The organism is Cupriavidus sp. 01L43 (assembly GCF_056399925.1).
Genome location: NZ_JBFTSH010000002.1, coordinates 154,724 through 175,030, shown reverse-complemented (window position 1 = coordinate 175,030; position 20,307 = coordinate 154,724). Strand labels below are relative to the sequence as shown.

Annotated in this window: 18 protein-coding genes; 16 read left to right on the top strand and 2 right to left on the bottom strand. The window is 66.1% G+C overall.

What is annotated here, in order from left to right:
• The first annotated feature begins 118 nt into the window (after positions 1-118).
• From AC1DP9_RS03930 to AC1DP9_RS03905, 6 genes are all read left to right on the top strand, one after another.
• Positions 119-1,744: a 3-(methylthio)propionyl-CoA ligase gene (locus AC1DP9_RS03930; RefSeq protein ID WP_477106674.1), complete on the top strand. Its 1,626-nt coding sequence runs from the start codon at positions 119-121 to the stop codon at positions 1,742-1,744.
• A gap of 123 nt (positions 1,745-1,867) precedes the next feature.
• The gene (locus AC1DP9_RS03925; protein WP_092293129.1) at positions 1,868-3,118 is read left to right on the top strand and encodes a branched-chain amino acid ABC transporter substrate-binding protein; all 1,251 of its coding nucleotides are present in this window, start codon (positions 1,868-1,870) and stop codon (positions 3,116-3,118) included.
• Positions 3,119-3,235: 117 nt separating this feature from the next.
• Entirely contained in the window at positions 3,236-4,183 is a 948-nt protein-coding gene (locus tag AC1DP9_RS03920; RefSeq protein ID WP_092293131.1) for a branched-chain amino acid ABC transporter permease, read from the top strand.
• Between the two features lie 3 nt (positions 4,184-4,186).
• Positions 4,187-5,500, top strand: coding sequence for a branched-chain amino acid ABC transporter permease (locus tag AC1DP9_RS03915; protein ID WP_477106673.1), 1,314 nt, complete (start codon positions 4,187-4,189; stop codon positions 5,498-5,500).
• Entirely contained in the window at positions 5,497-6,294 is a 798-nt protein-coding gene (locus tag AC1DP9_RS03910; protein WP_477106672.1) for an ABC transporter ATP-binding protein, read from the top strand. The genes AC1DP9_RS03915 and AC1DP9_RS03910 overlap by 4 nt, the downstream gene beginning before the upstream one ends.
• A complete protein-coding gene (locus AC1DP9_RS03905) occupies positions 6,294-7,007 on the top strand; it encodes an ABC transporter ATP-binding protein (protein WP_092293134.1) in 714 nt (237 codons plus the stop codon). The genes AC1DP9_RS03910 and AC1DP9_RS03905 overlap by 1 nt, the downstream gene beginning before the upstream one ends.
• A gap of 3 nt (positions 7,008-7,010) precedes the next feature.
• Here AC1DP9_RS03905 and AC1DP9_RS03900 read toward each other — a convergent pair whose 3' ends face one another.
• Entirely contained in the window at positions 7,011-7,250 is a 240-nt protein-coding gene (locus AC1DP9_RS03900) for a hypothetical protein (protein WP_477104973.1), read from the bottom strand.
• A gap of 252 nt (positions 7,251-7,502) precedes the next feature.
• Here AC1DP9_RS03900 and AC1DP9_RS03895 point away from each other — a divergent pair, with 252 nt between their 5' ends.
• Positions 7,503-7,949 (top strand): DUF3597 domain-containing protein, encoded by a 447-nt coding sequence (locus tag AC1DP9_RS03895; RefSeq protein ID WP_092293138.1) that lies wholly within the window; start codon positions 7,503-7,505, stop codon positions 7,947-7,949.
• Positions 7,950-7,979: 30 nt separating this feature from the next.
• Here AC1DP9_RS03895 and AC1DP9_RS03890 read toward each other — a convergent pair whose 3' ends face one another.
• The gene (locus AC1DP9_RS03890) at positions 7,980-9,497 is read right to left on the bottom strand and encodes an amino acid permease (RefSeq protein WP_477106671.1); all 1,518 of its coding nucleotides are present in this window, start codon (positions 9,495-9,497) and stop codon (positions 7,980-7,982) included.
• 502 nt (positions 9,498-9,999) lie between these two features.
• Here AC1DP9_RS03890 and AC1DP9_RS03885 point away from each other — a divergent pair.
• The 9 genes from AC1DP9_RS03885 to AC1DP9_RS03845 all read left to right on the top strand — a co-directional run bounded on the left by AC1DP9_RS03885 (position 10,000) and on the right by AC1DP9_RS03845 (position 20,270).
• On the top strand, positions 10,000-12,081 hold the full coding sequence (locus tag AC1DP9_RS03885) for a 3-hydroxyacyl-CoA dehydrogenase NAD-binding domain-containing protein (protein ID WP_477106670.1): 2,082 nt from the start codon (positions 10,000-10,002) through the stop codon (positions 12,079-12,081).
• 48 nt (positions 12,082-12,129) lie between these two features.
• Positions 12,130-12,780 (top strand): bifunctional nicotinamidase/pyrazinamidase, encoded by a 651-nt coding sequence (gene pncA, locus AC1DP9_RS03880; RefSeq protein WP_477106669.1) that lies wholly within the window; start codon positions 12,130-12,132, stop codon positions 12,778-12,780.
• Between the two features lie 48 nt (positions 12,781-12,828).
• Positions 12,829-14,007 (top strand): acetyl-CoA C-acyltransferase, encoded by a 1,179-nt coding sequence (locus AC1DP9_RS03875; RefSeq protein ID WP_477106668.1) that lies wholly within the window; start codon positions 12,829-12,831, stop codon positions 14,005-14,007.
• Positions 14,008-14,187: 180 nt separating this feature from the next.
• Positions 14,188-16,047: an acyl-CoA dehydrogenase gene (locus AC1DP9_RS03870; RefSeq protein ID WP_477106667.1), complete on the top strand. Its 1,860-nt coding sequence runs from the start codon at positions 14,188-14,190 to the stop codon at positions 16,045-16,047.
• 42 nt (positions 16,048-16,089) lie between these two features.
• On the top strand, positions 16,090-16,872 hold the full coding sequence (locus tag AC1DP9_RS03865; protein WP_477106666.1) for an SDR family oxidoreductase: 783 nt from the start codon (positions 16,090-16,092) through the stop codon (positions 16,870-16,872).
• 25 nt (positions 16,873-16,897) lie between these two features.
• The gene (locus tag AC1DP9_RS03860; protein WP_092293161.1) at positions 16,898-17,338 is read left to right on the top strand and encodes a PaaI family thioesterase; all 441 of its coding nucleotides are present in this window, start codon (positions 16,898-16,900) and stop codon (positions 17,336-17,338) included.
• 64 nt (positions 17,339-17,402) lie between these two features.
• A complete protein-coding gene (locus AC1DP9_RS03855; RefSeq protein ID WP_092293163.1) occupies positions 17,403-18,416 on the top strand; it encodes an NADP-dependent oxidoreductase in 1,014 nt (337 codons plus the stop codon).
• A gap of 33 nt (positions 18,417-18,449) precedes the next feature.
• On the top strand, positions 18,450-19,292 hold the full coding sequence (locus AC1DP9_RS03850; protein ID WP_441591039.1) for a class II aldolase/adducin family protein: 843 nt from the start codon (positions 18,450-18,452) through the stop codon (positions 19,290-19,292).
• A 42-nt stretch (positions 19,293-19,334) separates the two neighbouring features.
• Positions 19,335-20,270 (top strand): glutathione S-transferase family protein, encoded by a 936-nt coding sequence (locus AC1DP9_RS03845; RefSeq protein ID WP_092293169.1) that lies wholly within the window; start codon positions 19,335-19,337, stop codon positions 20,268-20,270.
• Positions 20,271-20,307: the final 37 nt, after the last annotated feature.

The window sequence follows — 20,307 nt, the reverse complement described above, 5'->3', positions numbered from 1 at the left end:
CATCAATCTCGTGCATGACGTGGACGCGCATGCGGCGAGGAGCACGGGAACATTCCGCCAAAAATAAGCACGGTTGTTCGTTTTTCTCTGCCGACCACGACAAGACTGGAGACATTCCATGGCATTGATGGGTCAAATGATGAGCGCGCCGCTGCTCATTTCCTCCATCATCAAGCACGCTGCGCGGTATTACGCCAGCACAGAAATCGTCTCGCGGCGGACCGAGGGCGACCTCCACCGCTACACCTACCGCGATTGCGAACTGCGGGCCCGCAAGGTGGCCCAGGCCCTTGGCGCGCTCGGCGTGCAGCAGGGCGAGCGGGTCGGCACGCTGGCGTGGAACGGCTATCGCCACCTGGAGATCTACTACGGCGTCTCCGGCATGGGCGCCGTCTGCCACACCATCAATCCCCGGCTGTTCCCGGAACAGATCGCCTATATCGTCAATCACGCCGAAGACCGCTACGTGTTCTTCGACGCCACCTTCCTGCCGTTGGTGGAAGGCGTGGCGGCGCACTGCCCGAACGTGAAGGGCTGGGTGATGATGACCGACCGCGCCCACATGCCGGCCGACGCCAAGGTGCCGCTGCTCTGCTACGAGGACCTGATCGACGCGCAGGATGGCGACTACACCTGGCCGGAATTCGACGAAAACCTGGCCTCCAGCCTCTGCTACACCTCGGGCACCACCGGCAATCCGAAGGGCGCGCTGTATTCGCACCGGTCCACGGTGCTGCACTCGTATGCGTCCGCGCTGCCCGATGCGCTCGGCTGCTCCGCGCGGGACGTGATCCTGCCCGTCGTGCCGATGTTCCACGTCAACGCCTGGGGCCTGCCGTACTCGGTGCCGCTGGTCGGCGCCAAGCTGGTGCTGCCGGGGGCCAAGCTGGACGGCCCCTCGCTCTACGAACTGTTCGAGCAGGAAAAGGTGACCTTTTCCGCTGGCGTGCCGACGGTCTGGCTCGGTTTGCTCCAGCATGTCAATGCGAACAATCTGAAATTCTCGACGTTCCGTCGCACCGTGATCGGCGGTTCGGCGGCGCCGCCGGCCATGATCCGCGCGCTCGAGGCGCTGGACGTGGAGGTGATCCACGCCTGGGGCATGACCGAGATGTCGCCGCTGGGCACCTCGTGCAAGCTGCTGGCCCGCCATGAGGACCTCCCCGAGGACGCGCGCCACAAGATCCTGGAGAAGCAGGGCCGGGTGATCTATGGCGTCGACATGAAGATCGTCGATGGCGAAGGCGCCGAGCTGCCGTGGGACGGCAAGGCCTTCGGCGACCTGTATGTGCGCGGCCCGTGGGTGATTTCCACCTACTTCCGCAACGACAACACGCCGCTGGTCGATGGCTGGTTCCCCACCGGGGACGTGGCGACCATCGACGAAGAGGGCTACATGCAGATCACGGACCGCAGCAAGGACGTGATCAAGTCCGGCGGCGAGTGGATTTCGTCCATCGACGTCGAGAACGTGGCTGCCGCCCACCCGGCGGTGCATATGGCCGCGTGCATCTCCGCCTATCACCCCAAGTGGGACGAGCGCCCGCTGCTGGTGGTGGTCAGGCGGCCCGGCATGGACATCACGCGCGAAGCGCTGCTGGCCTTCTTCGAGGGCAAGGTCGCCAAGTGGTGGATCCCGGACGACGTGGCGTTCGTCACCGAGATGCCGCTGACGGCCACCGGCAAGATGCAGAAGCTCAAGCTGCGCGAGCAGTTCAAGGATTACAAGCTGCCAACCGCCTGAGTCAACCGGCGTAGACCGGGGCCGGGTGCAATTCCCATCCATAACAGGCAGCAACAGGCAGGCGGCAACCCCGCCCGCGGCGGTTCCAATCGCCATTCGATAACGAGAGTGAAGGAGACAGGTATGACGAAGATGCGTCCGCTGGTGGCTGGTGTGGCGGTATTTGCGGCACTGGGTTCCACGCTGGTGTCGGGCATGGCGGGGGCGGAGACGGTGAAGATTGCCTTCATCGATCCGCTGTCGGGGCTGATGGCCCCGGTGGGACAGAACCAGCTCAAGAGCTGGCAATACGTGGCCGAGGTGGCCAACCAGAAGAACTGGGCCGGCGCGCACAAGTTCGAGGTGGTGGGGTTTGACAACAAGCTGTCGCCGCAGGAAAGCCTGACCATCCTCAAGCAGGCCGTGGACCAGAACATCCGCTATATCGTGCAGGGCAACGGCTCCTCGGTGGGGCTGGCGCTCGAAGACGCGGTGGCCAAGCACAACGAGCGCAATCCGGGCAAGGAAATCGTCTACCTGAACTACGCGGCGGTTGACCCGGACATGACCAACAGCAAGTGCAACTACTGGCACTTCCGGCTGGACGCCAACTCGGACATGAAGATGGAGGCGCTGACCACGTTCCTGGCCAAGGACCAGAACGTCAAGAAGGTCTACCTGATCAACCAGAACTACTCGTTCGGCCACCAGGTGACGCGCGCCGCCAAGGACTACCTGAAGCGCAAGCGTCCGGACATCCAGATCGTGGGCGAGGATCTGCACCCGCTGGCGCAAGTCAAGGACTTCGCGCCGTATGCGGCCAAGATCAAGGCGTCGGGCGCCGACACGGTCATCACCGGCAACTGGGGCAGCGACCTGGCCCTGCTGATCAAGGCCGGCAAGGACGCCGGGCTGACCACGAACTACTACACCTACTATGCCGGCACCACGGGCGTGGCAACGGCCATGGGCGCTGCCGGCGCCGAGCGGGTCAAGTACGTGGGCTATTACAACCCGAACAACAAGGGGTTCAAGGGCTCGGACATCATCGAGGGCTTCAAGAAGAAGTACAACGACGATTTCTACGTGATGGCGTCGTACACGGGCATCGCCATGCTGAGCCAGGCCATGAAGAAGGCCAACTCCACCGATCCGGTGAAGGTGGCCCACGCGCTGGAGGGGCTCAAGGTGGAGAGCATGAACGGCACCGTGGAAATGCGTAACACCGACCACCAGGCGCAGCAGCCGCTCGTGGTGGCCACGTGGACCAAGGTGGACGGCAAGGAAGTCAAGTACGACGCCGAGAACACCGGCTACGGCTGGAAGACGAACGCGGAGCTCGACCAGTTCGTGGCCGCCCAGCCCACGTCCTGCCAGATGAAGCGCCCGGGCTGATCCGGCGCGCGACCGGCATCTGAGCGATCCGGGGCCGGACGGGTTTCCGTCTGCCCCGGATCGGCGGACAATCACGCTTTTGCCCTGGGCGCCACACGTCCCACCGAAGGACCCGCCGTGGAATTTTTCGTCATTTCGCTATTGAACGGCATCAGCTACGGGCTGCTGCTGTTCATGCTGTCATCGGGGCTCACGCTCATCTTCAGCATGATGGGCGTGCTCAATTTCGCGCATGCCAGCTTCTATATGCTGGGCGCCTACTTTGCCTACACCATCGCCAGCAAGATCGGCTTCTGGCCGGCGCTGATCCTGGCCCCGCTGCTGGTGGCCGGGGCCGGCGCGCTGGTCGAGCGCTTCGGGCTGCGCACCGTGCACAAGTTCGGCCACGTAGCCGAATTGCTATTCACGTTCGGCCTGGCCTACCTGATCGAGGAAGGCGTGAAGCTGGTCTGGGGACTGGCCGCGGTGCCGTACCGGATTCCGCCGGAACTGGACGGGCCGTTGTTCACGGTGTTCACCTCGTCCTTCCCCACCTACCGGGCGTTCATGATGCTGGTCTCGCTGGGCATGCTGGTGGCGATCTACCTCGTGCTGACCCGCACCCGCATCGGGCTGGTGATCCAGGCCGCGCTGACGCACCCGGAAATGGTCGAGGCCCTCGGCCACAACGTGCCGCGCGTGTTCATGATGGTCTTCGGCGGCGGCGCCGCGCTGGCGGGGCTGGCGGGGGTGATCGGCGGCAATGCCTTCGTGACCGAGCCGTCGATGGCGGCGGCGGTGGGCTCCATCGTCTTCGTGGTGGCTGTGGTGGGCGGCATGGGGTCGCTGGTGGGGGCGTTCATCGCCTCGATTCTGATTGGCGTGCTGCAAACCTTCGCGGTGACGATCGACGCCTCGCTGGCCGGCCTGTTCGGCAGCCTGGGGCTCAACGTCAGCGACGCCACGCCACTGAGTTCGGTCTGGAAGCTCACGGTGGCCCAGGTGGCGCCCGTGATGCCGTACCTGCTGCTCGTGGTGATGCTGATTTTCCGCCCGCGCGGGCTCATGGGCACCCGGGAGAGTTGAGCGATGGAGACCACGACCATGCAACAGACTCCCAACGCGGTGGTCACCGGCCGCACCATGCGCTACCGCCCGCTCAACCTCGCCCGCTGGATCATCTGGGGCGCCACGGCGCTGCTGATGCTGGTGATGCCGATGATCTTCACGGGCGGCTTCGCCGTGACGCTGATGTCCCAGATGGGCATCATGATTATCTTCGCGCTGTCGTACAACATGCTGCTCGGGCAGACCGGCATGCTGTCCTTCGGCCATGCGGTCTACGCGGGCCTCGGCGCGTTCATCGCCGTGCATGTGCTGAACATGATCGGTGCCGGCAAGGTCTGGCTGCCGGTGTCGATGCTGCCGCTGGTGGGCGGGCTGGCCGGCGCGTTCTTCGGCGTGCTGTTCGGCTACGTGACGACCAAGAAGTCCGGCACGACCTTCGCCATGATCACCATGGGCATCGGTGAGATGGTGTTCGCCAGCTCCCTGATGTTCCCGGACTTCTTCGGCGGCGAGGGCGGCATTTCCACGAACCGGGTGGTCGGCGATCCCTTCCTGGGCATCACCTTTGGCCCGGGCCGGCAGGTCTATTACCTGATTGCCCTCTGGTGCCTGGCGTCCATGGTGGCGATGTACGCCTGGACCCAGACGCCGCTCGGCCGCATCGCCAACGCCGTGCGCGACAACCCGGAGCGCGTCGAATTCATCGGCTACAACACCCAGCGCGTCCGCTTCCTCGTAGTGATTCTTTCGGCATTTTTCGCGGGTATCGCCGGGGCCTTGTCGGCGATCAACTTCGAGATCGTCTCCGCCGAGAACGTCAGCGCGGTGCGCTCGGGCGGCGTGCTGCTGGCGGCCTTCATCGGCGGTGCGGGGGTGTTCTTCGGTCCGGTGATCGGCGCCGTGGTCTTCGTACTGTTCGCGGTGGCGCTGTCGGACCTGACCAAGGCCTGGCTGCTCTATCTCGGCCTGTTCTTCGTGATGATGGTGATGTTCGTGCCGGGCGGCATCGCCAGCCTGCTGCTGATGCAGATGCCGCTGCTGGCGAAGAAGCGCTTCGGGCGGATGCTGCCCAGCTACGGGCAGGCGGCCGTGGCCGGTCTGGTGCTGCTGGCGGCGCTGATCCTGACCGTGGAGTTGGTCTACAAGGTGCAGGTGGATAGCGCCAACGGCACGGCGATGCGGCTGTTCGGCGTGGCGTTCGACGCCGGCACGGTGGCCCCGTGGATCGTCGCGGCGGCGCTCTGGGCCGTGGGCTACGTGGCGTGGCGCTGGGCGGGGAGCCGCGTGCGCGCCGAACTCGACAAGATCCAGGCGGAATTCGGAGGTCAGGCATGACGGCGGCCATGGCAGGCGGGGGCACGCCCGCGCTGGAACTCATCGATGTGCGCAAGAAGTTCGGCCAGACCGAGATCATCCGTGGCGTGACGCTGGCCATCGGCAAGGGAGAGCGCCACGCGATGATCGGGCCGAACGGGGCGGGCAAGTCCACCACGTTCAACCTGATCTCGGGGCGGTTTGCGCCTAGCTCGGGCACGGTCAGACTGAATGGCCAGCCCATCAGCGGGCTGCGGCCGTTCGAGATCAACCGGATGGGGCTCTCACGCAGCTTCCAGATCACCAATATCTTCCACCGGCTGTCCGTGTTCGAGAACCTGCGCTGCGCGGTGCTGTGGTCGCTCGGCTACAAGTATTCGTTCTGGCACCGGCTCTCCGAACTGCGCGACGCCCGCGAGCGGGCAGACGAGGTGCTGGAGCTGATCGGCATGCAGCATCGGCGCAATTCGCAGGCCGGGCTGCTGACCTATGCCGAGCAGCGCGCGCTGGAGATCGGCATCACCATCGCGGGCGGCGCCGAGGTGATCCTGCTGGACGAGCCCACGGCCGGCATGAGCCGGTCGGAATCGGACCACGCGGTCGAACTGATCCGCAAGGTCACGCTCGGCAAGACGCTGGTGATGGTGGAGCACGACATGAGCGTGGTCTTCGGCCTGGCGGACCGGATCTCGGTGCTGGTCTACGGCGAGGTCATCGCCACGGACACCCCCGAGGCCATCCGCAACAACCGCAAGGTCAAGGAAGCCTACCTGGGCACGAGCCTCGACGAACCCGTGCCGGAAGGAGCGCACTGATGGGCAAGCGGATGCTGGACGTTACCGGGCTGCACGCCTATTACGGCAAGAGCCACATCCTGCACGGCGTGGACGCCCATATCGACGAGGGCGAGATCGTGGCGTTGCTGGGCCGCAACGGGGTGGGGCGCTCGACCATGGCCAAGGCGATCCTCGGCATGGTCAAGGCCGAGGGGTCCGTGCGCTTCCGCGACGAGGAAATCCTGGGCCGCCGCACGTTCGAGATCGCCCATGCGGGCATCGGCTACGTGCCGGAGAACCGCGACATCTTCCCAAGCCTGACCGTGCGCCAGAACCTGCTGCTGGGCGAAAAGCGCAACCCGCGCCAGTCATCGCCGCGCTGGTCGGTGGACGATATGTATCAAATGTTCCCAAGGCTGAAGGAGCGGGAGAACACGTCAGCCGGCGTGCTCTCGGGCGGCGAACAGCAGATGCTGACGCTGTGCCGCACCCTGATGGGCGACCCCGACCTGATCCTGATCGACGAACCCACCGAAGGCCTCGCGCCCATGATCGTGGCGCTGGTCGGCGACTTCCTGAAGACGCTGAAGGAGCGCGGCGTGTCGGTGCTGCTGATCGAACAGAAACTGGCGATCGCGCTCGATATCTCCCAACGGGTGTACGTCATGGGCCACGGGCACATCGTGTTCGAGGGCACGCCGACCGAACTGAAGGCGAATGGACAGGTGCGGAAGGAGTGGCTGGAGGTTTGAGGGTTACTTCCGCCGCCCCGCGCCCGGGCGGCTCTTTGGCTTGGCACGCTTCTTAGTAGGCGCAGCCGGGGTGAGGGCGGCCAGCCAGGCATCAGTCGTGGTTTTCATCATGCTGGACGTTGCCAACGCGGCCTGGCGTTTGGCTTCGGCGGTCGCGCGGCCTCGGGCGGCGCCCGCTACGGCGTTGGCGCCGCTCAGCCACATGCTCAGCATGGGGTTTTTCTTCAGCCAGGGGTTCTTCATCGTCGGTTCCTTGGAGTTCGTCGATCGTTCGTCGATCAATAAGGAACCGGGGCGCACGATGCGTGCCAGTGCGGGACGCCGCCGGGCGTGGCGAGGGACGGGGTGGCGTTGCAGAATCGCCCGACCGTTCCGCTCGCGCGTTGTAACGATGGCGGCAGTTGGCGGCTCAAGCGCCGTGCGTGGCGTGGTGCGACGATGGGAACGGAACTTGCGGGACGGGTTCGCTACAACGAACGTTGCGCAGGAGGCGCCATGAGCATCTTCAAGGACATTCTGAACAAGCTGCTGCACCGGTCCCAGCCGGCCCAGCCACAGGCGGGCACGGCAAGCGCGGCCCCCGGCACGGGCACCACTGCGCCGGCGGCCAGCCCCAGTCCGGCCACGCCCGGCGCGGCGCCGGCCGGTGCGGGTACCCCGGGTGGCGCTGCAAAGCCGCTGTCGGCCGTCGATGTGGAGGCGGTCATGGACAAGGCCGTCACCGAGTCGGGGCAACAACTGAACTGGCGGACGTCGATTGTCGACACCATGAAGGCGCTCGGCATCGACAGCAGCCTGGAACACCGCAAGGAACTGGCGAAGGAGTTGAACTACACCGGTGACATGAACGACTCCGCCGCCATGAACATCTGGCTGCACAAGAAGGTCATGACGGAGCTGGCCGCGAACGGCGGCAAGCTGCCGCCGAACCTGGCGTCGTAAGTCAACGAAAGGGCGGGGGCGCGCCTCCGCTCAAACCTCCACCGTCTCCTTCCGCCTCTTCGCGTTCGGCAGGTCGAACGGCATGTCCTCATAGTCGATCAGCCGGGTCTTTTTGACGATCCGGTAGCCGATCCACAGCGCCAGGAACATCGGCACGCCGATATAGGTCGCCAGGATCTCCGGCCAGCGGTTGGCAATATCGGCGAATGCCTGGTAGTTCTGGCCGGCCACGATGACCACACACAGCACGCCGGCGAAGATCGGGCCGAAGGGGTAGAGGGGGGACCGGTACGCGAGGTCGCTCACGCTGTAGCCCTGGTAGACCAGCCCGCGCCGGAAGCGGTAGTGGCTCAGGGCGATGCCGAGCCAGGCGAAGAAGCCGGTCATGGCCGAGGTATTGAGCAGCCACAGGTACACCGCCTTGTCGCCAAACAGTGAACTGAAGAAGCACAGCGCGCCGATGCCGGTGGTGATCAGCAGCGCGTTGAACGGCACGCCGCTCGGCGTCAGCCGGGCGAACATGCGCGGGGCGCGGCCGCTGACGGCCAGGCCGTACAGGATGCGGGTGGAGACATACATGCTCGAGGTGCCCGCCGACAGCAGCGCCGTCAGCACCACCGCGTTCATCAGCCCCGCCGCGAAGGCCAGCCCGGCGTGGCGGAAGACCAGCGCGAACGGGCTCACGCCCACGTCGGTCACGTCGTTGCGGAGCAGGCTCGGGTCGGTGTAGGGAATCAGCACGCCGATGATCAGGATCGCCAGCACATAGAACAGCAGGATGCGCCAGAACGTCTGCCGGATGGCGCGCGGCAGCGTGCGGGCCGGGTCGGTGGCTTCGCCGGCGGCCACGCCCACGGTCTCGGTGCCCTGGAACGAGAACCCGGCGATCATCGCCACCGCAAACATCCCCGGCAGCCCGCCGACGAACGGCGCCTCGCCCATGGTGAAGTTGTGCCAGCCCGACTGCGGCCCGCCGTGCATGATGCCGACAATCATCAGCACGCCCACACCGAGGAACACCACCACCGTGACCACCTTGATCAGCGCGAACCAGTATTCGGCCTCGCCGAAGCCGCGCACCGAGAACGCGTTGAGCGCGAACATCAGTGCCAGGAAGCCGGCGCTCCAGGCCACGCCCGGTACGTCCGGGAACCAGTACTGCATGACGAGCTGGGCGGCGGTCAGTTCCACCGCAATCGTCACGGCCAGGCTGAACCAGTAGTTCCAGCCCAGCGCGAAGCCGAAGCCTTCCTCGACATAGACCGCGCTATAGGTGACAAACGAGCCGGCCACGGGCATGTGCACGGCCAGTTCGCCGAGGCTGGTCATCAGGCAATAGACCATCAGGCCGATCAGGCAGTAGGCGAGCAGGGCGCCGCCGGGGCCGGACTGGGCGATCGAGGCGCCAGAGGCCACGAACAGCCCCGTGCCGATGGCCCCGCCGAGGGCAATCATGGTCAGGTGGCGCGCCTTGAGCTGGCGGCGCAGGTCGTCGTGCTCGACGACGGGATGTTGATGCGGATGGGGATGCGAGTGAGTGGAAGACATCAGGTAGACACAGGGTCGCTGCAACGTCAGGGAATACCGGCGGCCTCGTAAGCCGGCCGGGGCGCGCGGGGACGCCATACCCATAAAAACGAAAAGGCGCGAGTCTAACCTGTCCTTTTTAGTGGATTGGAGGGCGGCGTCAAATAAAGTCGAACCCGGGCCGCAGGGTGGTTGAAAAGTGCCTCCGCCGCCATGACGGGCATCAAGCGGGCCGATTCCCTACGGGTTCCCCCTGAGGGTTTCGGCCCGCTTCGAGGCTCACCATGAACGCCGGATGGAGCGGCCATGAAGCCCGCGCATGACAGGGAATCCATCGCAGAAAATTGAAATTGAACGACCGTGCTATTTTGTGTATGCTTGATCCGCTTTCGGGCCCGACAGCCCGTGGAGCAAGGGATTGCGGGGTGAGGAGACATTTCACGACACCGCCGCGCAAGGCCCCGGCCGTAACAAAAATTCGAGAATTCGAATCCCGAGACAACCAAAGACCAAAGGAACCAGCATGACAGCGCAGTATCAGGTTCAGGACGGCGTTGCCGTCATCACGCTCGACAATCCCCCCGTCAACGGCCTGGGTCACAGCACCCGGCTGGGCATCGTCGAAGGCTTGACCCGTGCGCTGGACGATGCGGCCGTCAAGGCCGTCGTCATCACCGGCGCCGGCAAGGCTTTCTCGGGCGGCGCCGACATCCGCGAATTCAACACGCCGAAGGCCACGCAGGAGCCGACGCTGCATTCGGTGATCCGCGCCGTGGAAGCCTCCGCCAAGCCGGTCGTGGCCGCGATTCACTCGGTGGCCATGGGTGGCGGGCTGGAACTGGCGCTGGGCTGTAACTACCGCGTGGCCGCCAAGGGCGCGCAGATCGCGCTGCCGGAAGTGAAGCTGGGCCTGCTGCCCGGCGCCGGTGGCACGCAGCGCCTGCCGCGCGTGATCGGCCTGGAGCATGCGCTGAACATGATCGTCTCGGGCACGGCCATCCCGTCCGAGAAGTTTGCGGGTTCGAAGCTGTTCGATGAAATCGTCGACGGTGATGTGCTGCCCGCCGCCATCAAGTTCGCCCAGAACGTTGGCGCGGCCCCCGGCCCGTACCCGAAGGTGCGCGACCTGAAGGTGCGCCACGAGAACGCCGAGGGCTTCCTGGCCTTCGCCAAGACCACCGTGGCCGCCGTAGCCAAGAACTTCCCGGCGCCGCTGAAGTGCGTGGAGGCCGTGGCAGCCTCGCTCAAGCCGTTCGAGCAGGGCCTGAAGGCCGAGCGCGAAGGCTTCATGTACCTGGTCGGCACGCCGGAATCGCGCGCGCTGCGCCATGCCTTCTTCGGCGAGCGCGCCGCCAGCAAGATCCCCGATGTGTCCAGCGACACGCCGGTGCGCAAGATCGAGCGCGTGGCCGTGATCGGCGCCGGCACCATGGGCGGCGGCATCACCATGAACTTCCTGAACGCAGGCATTCCGGTGACCATGCTGGAAACCAAGCAGGAAGCGCTGGACCGTGGCGTGACCACGATCCGCAAGAACTACGAGAACAGCGCCAAGAAGGGCAAGCTCACGCAGGAGAAGGTCGAGCAGCGCATGGGCCTGCTGAACACCACGCTGTCCTACGACGACATCAAGGACGCCGACATGGTCATCGAGGCCGTGTTCGAGGAAATGGGCGTCAAGGAAATCGTGTTCAAGAAGCTGGACGAAGTGATGAAGCCCGGCGCGATCCTGGCCTCCAACACCTCCACGCTCGATGTGAACAAGATCGCCTCGTTCACCAAGCGTCCGCAGGACGTAGTCGGCATGCACTTCTTCAGCCCGGCCAACGTCATGAAGCTGCTGGAAGTGGTGCGTGGCGCAGAAACCGGCAAGGACGTGCTGGCCACGGTGATGCAGATCGCCAAGAAGATCAAGAAGACTGCCGTGGTGTCCGGTGTCTGCGACGGCTTCATCGGCAACCGCATGATCGAGCAGTACAGCCGCCAGGCTGGCTATCTGCTGGACGAAGGCGCGCTGCCCGAGCAGGTGGACAAGGCCATCGAGAAGTTCGGTTTCGCCATGGGCCCGTTCCGCATGGGCGACCTGGCCGGCAACGACATCGGCTGGGCCATCCGCAAGCGTCGCGCCGTGGACAAGCCGGACATCCAGTACTCGAAGACCGCCGACAAGCTCTGCGAACTGGGCCGCTTCGGCCAGAAGACCGGCGCCGGCTGGTACGACTACAAGCCGGGCGACCGCAAGCCGTACCCGAACCAGCAGGTCAACGACATGATCGTCGAGCACTCGAAGGCGCTCGGACTCACGCGCCGCAAGATTTCCGACGAGGAGATCGTGGAGCGCCTGGTGTTCGCGCTGGTCAACGAGGGCGCCAAGATCCTGGACGAAGGCATTGCCTCGAAGGCGTCCGACATCGACATGGTCTACCTGACTGGCTACGGCTTCCCGCTGTTCCGCGGCGGCCCGATGCTGTACGCGGACCAGGTTGGCCTGTTCAACGTGGTCCAGGCCATGCAGCGCTACGCCAAGGGTTATCACGGCGAAGCCTGGAAGCCGGCCGCACTGCTGACGAAGCTGGCCGACGAGGGCAAGGGCTTCAACGGCTGACCCGCCACCGATATAGATAGTAGATAGCGTGAGGAAGCGGATTCGACCATGACCTACGGCGCGCAGGACTGCCTGCTGGTGATCGACGTGCAGAACGACTTCATGCCCGATGGCGCGCTGGCTGTGCCGCGGGGCGATGAAGTGGTGCCCGTCATCAACCGGCTGGCGCGGGCGTTCGGCCATGTGGTGATGACGCAGGACTGGCATCCCGCCGGCCATGCGTCGTTCGCCACCAGCCACGCCGGCCGCGCGCCGTTCCAGACCACCACGCTGGCCTATGGCGAGCAGGTGCTCTGGCCGGACCATTGCGTGCAGGAGACCCCGGGCGCCGCGCTGCATGCGGACCTGTGTATCCCGCACGCAAGGCTGGTGCTGCGCAAGGGCCATCATGCGGACGTGGACAGCTATTCCGCGTTCCTGGAGGCCGACCGCACCACCCGCACCGGGCTGGCCGGCTACCTGCGCGAGCATGGCGTTACCCGCGTCTTCTGCGCCGGGCTGGCCACGGACTACTGCGTGGCCTGGAGCGCGCTCGATGCGCGCGCCGCCGGCTTCGAGGTCGTGGTGATCGAGGACGCCTGCCGCGCCATCGACCTGAACGCCTCGCTGGAACAGGCCTGGGCGGACATGACCGCCGCCGGCGTGGTCCGGGCGACGGCCGCGCAGGTGCTGGAAGGCCATCCCGCCGCCCCACGCTGAACACACTGAATAACTCGCAAGAGACACCAAGATACCGAGGAGCAAGACATGAACGAGGCAGTCATCGTATCCACGGCCCGCACCGGGCTGGCCAAGAGCTGGAAGGGCGCATTCAACATGACCCACGGCGCGACCCTGGGCGGTCACGCGGTCCAGCACGCCATCGCGCGCGCCAAGATCGAGGCGGGTGAAGTGGAAGACGTGCTGATGGGCTGTGCCAACCCGGAAGGCGCCACCGGTGCCAACATCGCGCGCCAGATCGCTCTGCGCGCCGGCTGCCCGGTGACCGTGCCCGGCGCCACCGTGAACCGCTTCTGCTCGTCCGGCCTGCAAACCATCGCCATGGCCGCACAGCGCGTGATTGCCGATGAAGGCGACATCTTCGTGGCCGGCGGCGTGGAGTCCATCTCGTGCGTACAGCAGGAGATGAACCGCCACATGATCCAGGAAAGCTGGCTCAACAAGAACAAGCCGGAAATCTACTGGAGCATGCTCCAGACCGCCGAGAACGTGGCCAAGCGCTACAACATCTCGAAGGAGCGCCAGGACGAATACGGCGTGCGCAGCCAGCAACGTGCCGCCGCCGCGCTGGAAGCCGGCAAGTTCAAGGACGAGATCGTGCCGATGACGGTCCTCGCAGGCGTGGCCGACAAGGCCACCGGCCAGCTGATGACCAGGGAAGTGACGATCGACGCCGACGAGGGCATCCGCGCCGACACCACGCTGGAAGGCGTGTCGAAGATCCGCACCGCCATGCCCGGCGGCGTGGTCACGGCTGGCAATGCCTCGCAGTTCTCGGACGGCGCCTCGGCAGTGGTGGTGATGAACGCGAGCGTGGCGGCCGCCCGCGGCCTGCAGCCGCTGGGCGTGTTCCGCGGCTTTGCCGTGGCCGGCTGCGAGCCTGACGAAATGGGGATCGGCCCGGTATTCGCGGTGCCCAAGCTGCTGAAGAAGGCCGGCTTGAAGGTGGACGACATCGGCCTGTGGGAGCTGAACGAGGCCTTCGCGGTGCAGGTGCTCTACTGCGCCGACACCCTCGGCATTCCGATGGACCGCCTGAACGTGAACGGCGGCGCCATCGCCGTGGGCCACCCGTACGGCGTCTCCGGCGCCCGCCTGGTCGGCCATGCGCTGATCGAAGGCAAGCGCCGTGGCGTGAAGTACGTGGTCGTGACGATGTGCATCGGCGGCGGCCAGGGCGCTGCCGGGCTGTTCGAAGTGCTGTAAGTCTTCTCCCGCTTGATGGTTGTCTCCCCTCTCCCTCTGGGAGAGGGGCGGGGGAGAGGGCAGGCGGTTCAACATGCGCTATCGCATCGAGACATTCCCGCCCTCTCCCCCAACCCCTTTCCCGCAAGCGGGAGAGGGGAGCAACATCCCTCATCCCCTCAGCCCGGAGCCTCGCATTCCATGTCGCTGATTCTTTCCCGCCGTGACCTCAATTTTGTGCTCTATGAGTGGCTCAAGGCGGAGGACCTCACCCAGATTCCCCGTTACGCAGACCACTCGCGCGAGACCTTCGACGCCGCGCTGGACACCTGCGAGAAGATCGCCACGGACCTGTTCGCGCCGCACAACAAGAAGAGCGATGCCAACGAGCCGCACTTCGATGGCGAGACGGTCACCATCATTCCCGAAGTCAGCACCGCGCTGCGCGCCTTCTGCGACGCCGGCCTGATGGCCGCCGGGCAGGACTACGAGTACGGCGGCATGCAGCTGCCGGTCACGCTCGAGAAGGCCGCGTTCGCCTACTTCAAGGCGGCCAACGTCGGCACGAGTTCGTATCCGTTCCTGACCATCGGCAACGCCAACCTGCTGCTCACCCACGGCACGGCGGCGCAGATCGACACCTTTGTTCGCCCCGAACTCGAAGGCCGCTTCTTCGGCACGATGTGCCTGTCGGAGCCGCAGGCGGGCTCGTCGCTGTCGGACATCACCACGCGGGCCGACTACGAAGGCGAATCGCCGCTCGGCCAGCAATACCGGCTGCGCGGGAACAAGATGTGGATCTCGGCCGGCGAGCACGAGCTGTCGGACAACATCGTCCACCTCGTGCTGGCCAAGATTCCCGGCCCGGACGGCAAGCTGATCCCGGGCGTCAAGGGCATCTCGCTGTTCATCGTGCCGAAGTTCCTCGTCAATGGCGACGGCTCGCTCGGCGAGCATAACGACGTGGTGCTGGCCGGCCTGAACCACAAGATGGGCTATCGCGGCACCACCAACTGCCTGCTGAACTTCGGCGAAGGCATGAAATATCGCCCGGACGGCAAGGCTGGCGCCATCGGCTACCTCGTGGGCGAGCCCCACAAGGGCCTGGCGTGCATGTTCCACATGATGAACGAGGCCCGCATCGGCGTGGGTCTGGGCGCGGTGACGCTGGGCTACACCGGCTACCTCCATGCGCTGGACTACGCGCGCAACCGTCCGCAGGGCCGGCCAGTCGGCCCGGGTGGCAAGGACCCGGCCAGCCCGCAGGTGAAGCTGGTCGAGCATGCCGACATCCGCCGCATGCTGCTGGCGCAGAAGAGCTATGTCGAAGGCGGCCTGGCGCTGAACCTGTACTGCGCGCGGCTGGTGGACGAGGAGCACGCGGCCAAGGCTGCCGGCGAGGCTGAGCGGCACCGTGAACTGTCGCTGCTGCTCGACATCCTGACCCCGATCGCCAAGAGCTGGCCGTCGCAATGGTGTCTGGAGGCGAACAACCTCGCCATCCAGGTGCATGGCGGCTACGGCTACACGCGCGAGTACAACGTCGAACAGTTCTATCGCGATAACCGCCTGAACCCGATTCACGAAGGCACCCACGGCATACAGGGGCTGGACCTGCTGGGCCGCAAGGTGGTGATGCAGGACGGCGCCGCGCTCCGGCTGGTCGGCGAGCGCCTGCGCGCCTCGTGCGAGCGTGCGGTCGCCACGGGCGACAAGACGCTGGCGGCGCAGGCCGCCGCGCTCGGCAAGGCGTCGCAGCGGCTGGCGGAAGTTACCGCCACGCTGTGGTCGGCTGGGGATTCCAACGTCACGCTCGCCAATGCCTCGGTCTATCTGGAAGCATTCGGCCACGTGGTGGTGGCGTGGATCTGGCTGGAGCAGGCGCTGGTGGCACAAGCCGCGCTGGCGCAGGCACAAGGCGAGGACGCGGACTTCTATCGCGGCAAGCTGGCGGCGGCGGCGTTCTTCTTCCGCTTCGAGCTGCCGAAGGTGTACCCGCAGCTCGACCTGCTGGCCACGCTGGACCGTACGACGCTGGACATGCAGGATGCCTGGTTCTGACCCCCGGCGCGCCCGCATCCACAAGAAAACAAGGAGACAAGCATGCACACCATCCAGCAACTGTTCGACCTCAAGGGCCAGACCGCGCTGATCACCGGCGGCTCGCGCGGGCTCGGGCTGCAGATTGCCGAGGCGCTGGGCGAGCAGGGCGCGCGCATCGTGCTGTCCGCCCGCAAGGCCGACGAGCTGCAGGCCGCGCAGGCGCATCTGCAGGCGCGCGGCATCGAGGCCGACTGGATCGCCGCCGATGGCGCGCGTGATGACGAAATCGCCCGGCTGGCCGATGAGTCGCTGGCCCGGCTCGGCCACATCGACATCCTGGTCAACAACGCCGGCGCCACCTGGGGCGCCCCGGCCGAAGACCACCCGGTGGAAGCGTGGGACAAGGTGATGAACCTGAACATCCGCGGCCTGTTCCTGCTGACGCAGCGCGTGGGCAAGCTGTCGATGATCCCGCGCCGCCATGGCCGCGTGATCAACGTGGCGTCCATTGCCGGGCTGGCCGGCAACCCGCCGGGCAGTATGGAGACGATTGCCTACAACACTTCCAAGGGCGCCGTGGTCAACTTCACGCGCACGCTGGCGGCCGAGTGGGGCGAGCACAACATCACCGTCAACGCGCTGGCGCCGGGCTTCTTCCCGTCGAAGATGACCAAGGGCTCGCTGGAGCGGCTGGGCGTGGAGGCGATGTGCGCCGGCGTGCCGCTGCACCGCCTGGGCGACGACGAAGACCTCAAGGGCGCCGCGCTGCTGTTCGCCACGGCGGCGGGCAAGCACATCACCGGCCAGATCCTGGCCGTCGACGGTGGCGTGAGCGCGGTCTGAGCGCAACCTGAGCCCCATCTGAGCCATGACACAAGACAACGGCTTCAACCTCAAGATCCCGTTCCTGGCCGACCTCGGCGTGCGCTGCAACTTCATGGAGGGCGGGCGCAGCGAGATCGAACTCGACCTGCGCGAACGCCACCAGAACAGCTGGGACATGGCCCACGGCGGCGTGCTGATGACGCTGCTGGACGTGGCCATGGCCGTCGCCGGCCGTTCGATGGACACCGATGGCCGGGGCGTGGTCACCATCGAGATGAAAACCAGCTTTATGGCGCCGGGGCGCGGCAAGCTGCGCGCGCGCGGACTGGCCGTGCATCGCACCTCGACCATGGTGTTCTGCGAGGGCGAGATCGTCGATGAGGCCGGCGCCATCGTCTCCAAGGCCTCCGGCACCTTCAAGTACATCAAGCGCAAGCCGCCCCAGCGCAAGCCCGGCTCGCCTGACTCCGGCGCGGACGGCTGAACGCCGCGCCGCATTTTCTCGTATTTTTCCGAACGTATCTCCTGACCGAGCGAAGGAACCCATCATGTCGAAGCAAACCTATCAGCGCATCGTCCTGGCATCGCGCCCCGAGGCCGCCGTCACGCCCGACAACTTCCGGCTGGAGCAGGCGCCCGTGCCGGAACTGGCCGATGGCCAGGTGCTCGTGCGCAACCACTATTTGTCGCTGGACCCGTACATGCGCGGCCGCATGAGCGAGGGCAAGTCGTACGCCAACCCGCAGCCGCTGGGTGAGGTGATGATCGGCGGCACCGTGGGCGAGGTGGCGGCGAGCAAGAATCCGAAGTGGAACGTGGGCGACAAGGTCGTCGGCATGTTCGGCTGGCAGGAATACGGCGTGACCGATGGCGGCGGCATCCAGAAGGTCGACACCACGCATATCCCGCTGTCGGCCTACCTCGGCTCGGTGGGCATGCCCGGCGTGACCGCCTGGTACGGCCTGAACAAGATCATCGCGCCGAAGGCGGGCGAGACCATCGTGGTCAGCGCCGCGTCCGGCGCGGTGGGCAGCGTGGTGGGCCAGTTGGCCAAGCTGGCCGGCTGCCGCGTGATCGGCGTGGCCGGTGGCAAGGATAAGTGCGACTACGTGGTCAAGGAACTCGGCTTCGACGCCTGCGTGGACTACAAGGCCGCCAAGGACGCCAAGGAACTCTATGCGATGGTCAAGGAAGTCACCCCGGACGGCATCGACGGTTACTTCGAGAACGTGGGCGGCGACATCCTCGACGTGGTGCTGGCCCGCCTGAACGCCTTCGCGCGCGTGGCGGTGTGCGGCCTGATCGCCGGCTACGACGGCCAGGACATGCCGATCCGCAATCCGCGGGCGATCCTTGTATCGCGTGCACGCATCGAGGGCTTTATCGTCTCCGAGCACATGGACGTCTGGCCGCAGGCGCTCAAGGAACTGGGCACCTACGTCGCCCAAGGCAAGATCAAGTTCCGCGAGAGCATTGCCGAAGGGCTGGCCAGCGCGCCGGAAGCCTTTATCGGCCTGCTGAAGGGCAAGAACTTCGGCAAGCAGCTCGTGAAGCTGGTCTGACGCTAAACGTATACATATAGAGGGAGACACCCCATGAACGCCCCGCAATCCGCACCCCGCCCCGACGACATGGCCGAGGGCCTGTCCGAGGAGGTCAAGGCCCGCTACCGCAACCTGCCGCGCCCGCCGAAGTTCGACACCCCGGCGCAGGAGCGGCTGCACCGCAAGCAGCGGCTGGCGGCGGCGTTCCGGCTGTTCTCGAAATTCGGGTTCGATGAAGGCGTGGCTGGCCATATCACCGCGCGCGACCCCGAGTTCGAGGACACCTTCTGGGTCAACCCGTTCGGCGTCCATTTCAGCCAGGTGACGGTGTCGAACCTGATCCGCTGCGACCACCACGGCAACGTGGTGGAGGGCGACTACCCGGTCAACGCGGCGGCGTTCGCCATCCACTCGCGCGTGCACGGGACCCGGCCGGACGCCGTGGCGGCGGCGCACTCGCACAGCACCCATGGCCGCGCGTGGTCCACGCTGGGCCGCAAGCTCGATCCGCTGACCCAGGACGTCTGCGCCTTCTACGACGACCACGCGCTGTATGACGACTTCGGCGGCGTGGTGGTGGAACTCGACGAAGGCCAGCGCATTGCCAACGCGCTGGGCGACAACAAGGCCGCCATCCTCCAGAACCACGGCCTGCTGACCGTCGGCAAGACCGTGGACGAGGCCGCGTGGTGGTTCATCACGATGGAGCGCTCGTGCCAGGTGCAGCTGCTGGCGGAGGCCGCGGCGGCGCGTACCAACGCCCCGCTCAAGATGATTGGCGAGGCAGCGGCGCGGCAGGCATACTCCATCGTCGGTACCGCACAGGCGGGCTGGTTCCAGTTCCAGCCGCTGTACGCGCGCATCGTGCGCGAGCAGCCCGACCTCCTGGAATAAGCCCCCAATCGATCCAACCCGACCTGACCGGACCCGCATCGCATGCCTGACATCATCCTGCATCAGTACGCCACCTCGCCGTTTTCCGAGAAGATTCGTCTCGTGCTCGGCGCCAAGGGCTTGACCTGGAACGCGGTGGAGATCCCGCCCATTCTGCCCAAGCCCGATCTGCTGGCGCTGACTGGCGGCTACCGCCGCACCCCGGTGATGCAGATTGGCGCGGACATCTATTGCGATACGGCGCTGATCTGCGACGTGCTGGACCGGCTGGCCCCCCAGCCGCCGCTCTATCCGGCCATCCAGGCTGCCTCGGCGCGGTTGGCGGCGGCGTGGATCGACAGCGCGCTGTTCACGGCCTCGGTCACCTACACGATGCAGCCGGCCGGCGTGCAGGCGATGCTGGCGCACCTGACGCCGGGCCAGGTGCAGGCGTTCATCGCCGACCGCAAGGCCATGCGCGGCGATACCAACGCGCTGCGCATGCCGCTGCCCGAGGCCGCCGCGATGCTCCACGACACGCTGGGCCGCCTGCAGGAGCAGTTCGCAGCCGGCGTGCCGCATGTGGCCGGCCCGGAATTGTCGATTGCCGATTTCTCGCTGTTCCACAACCTCTGGTTCATCCGCCGCGCCACGCCGCTGGCGGCGATCCTCGACGGCTACCCGCTGGTCAAGACCTGGTTCGCGCGCATGCAGGCGTACGGCCACGGCAAGCTGCGCGTGGTGCCGCCCGAGACCGCCATCGCCGACGCGCTGAACCACGACCCGCTGCCGCACGACACCACCATCCTGCCGGGCAGCGGCCTGGCGGCGGGCGACCCGGTCACGGTCACGCCCACCGATTATGCGAAGGATCCCGTCGCCGGCGTGCTGCTGACGCTGACCGGCCACGTGGTCACCATCCGCCGGCAGGACCCGCGTGCCGGCGCCGTCAACGTCCATTTCCCGCGGCAGGGCTACCACGTGCAGTCCGCCGCCTGACATCCCTATATAAGAAGGCATCTGCCGGAGGAGACGA

Bases quoted from the DNA above. Each gene is read 5' to 3' on its own strand.
- AC1DP9_RS03900 (WP_477104973.1), bottom strand. From the start codon at position 7,250: ATGAAGAACCCCTGGCTGAAGAAAAACCCCATGCTGAGCATGTGGCTG.
- AC1DP9_RS03905 (WP_092293134.1), top strand. From the start codon at position 6,294: ATGGGCAAGCGGATGCTGGACGTTACCGGGCTGCACGCCTATTACGGC.
- AC1DP9_RS03855 (WP_092293163.1), top strand. From the start codon at position 17,403: ATGTCGAAGCAAACCTATCAGCGCATCGTCCTGGCATCGCGCCCCGAG.
- AC1DP9_RS03915 (WP_477106673.1), top strand. From the start codon at position 4,187: ATGGAGACCACGACCATGCAACAGACTCCCAACGCGGTGGTCACCGGC.
- AC1DP9_RS03870 (WP_477106667.1), top strand. From the start codon at position 14,188: ATGTCGCTGATTCTTTCCCGCCGTGACCTCAATTTTGTGCTCTATGAG.
- AC1DP9_RS03885 (WP_477106670.1), top strand. From the start codon at position 10,000: ATGACAGCGCAGTATCAGGTTCAGGACGGCGTTGCCGTCATCACGCTC.
- AC1DP9_RS03860 (WP_092293161.1), top strand. From the start codon at position 16,898: ATGACACAAGACAACGGCTTCAACCTCAAGATCCCGTTCCTGGCCGAC.
- AC1DP9_RS03910 (WP_477106672.1), top strand. From the start codon at position 5,497: ATGACGGCGGCCATGGCAGGCGGGGGCACGCCCGCGCTGGAACTCATC.
- pncA (WP_477106669.1), top strand. From the start codon at position 12,130: ATGACCTACGGCGCGCAGGACTGCCTGCTGGTGATCGACGTGCAGAAC.
- AC1DP9_RS03850 (WP_441591039.1), top strand. From the start codon at position 18,450: ATGAACGCCCCGCAATCCGCACCCCGCCCCGACGACATGGCCGAGGGC.
- AC1DP9_RS03845 (WP_092293169.1), top strand. From the start codon at position 19,335: ATGCCTGACATCATCCTGCATCAGTACGCCACCTCGCCGTTTTCCGAG.
- AC1DP9_RS03925 (WP_092293129.1), top strand. From the start codon at position 1,868: ATGACGAAGATGCGTCCGCTGGTGGCTGGTGTGGCGGTATTTGCGGCA.
- AC1DP9_RS03865 (WP_477106666.1), top strand. From the start codon at position 16,090: ATGCACACCATCCAGCAACTGTTCGACCTCAAGGGCCAGACCGCGCTG.
- AC1DP9_RS03930 (WP_477106674.1), top strand. From the start codon at position 119: ATGGCATTGATGGGTCAAATGATGAGCGCGCCGCTGCTCATTTCCTCC.
- AC1DP9_RS03875 (WP_477106668.1), top strand. From the start codon at position 12,829: ATGAACGAGGCAGTCATCGTATCCACGGCCCGCACCGGGCTGGCCAAG.
- AC1DP9_RS03895 (WP_092293138.1), top strand. From the start codon at position 7,503: ATGAGCATCTTCAAGGACATTCTGAACAAGCTGCTGCACCGGTCCCAG.
- AC1DP9_RS03890 (WP_477106671.1), bottom strand. From the start codon at position 9,497: ATGTCTTCCACTCACTCGCATCCCCATCCGCATCAACATCCCGTCGTC.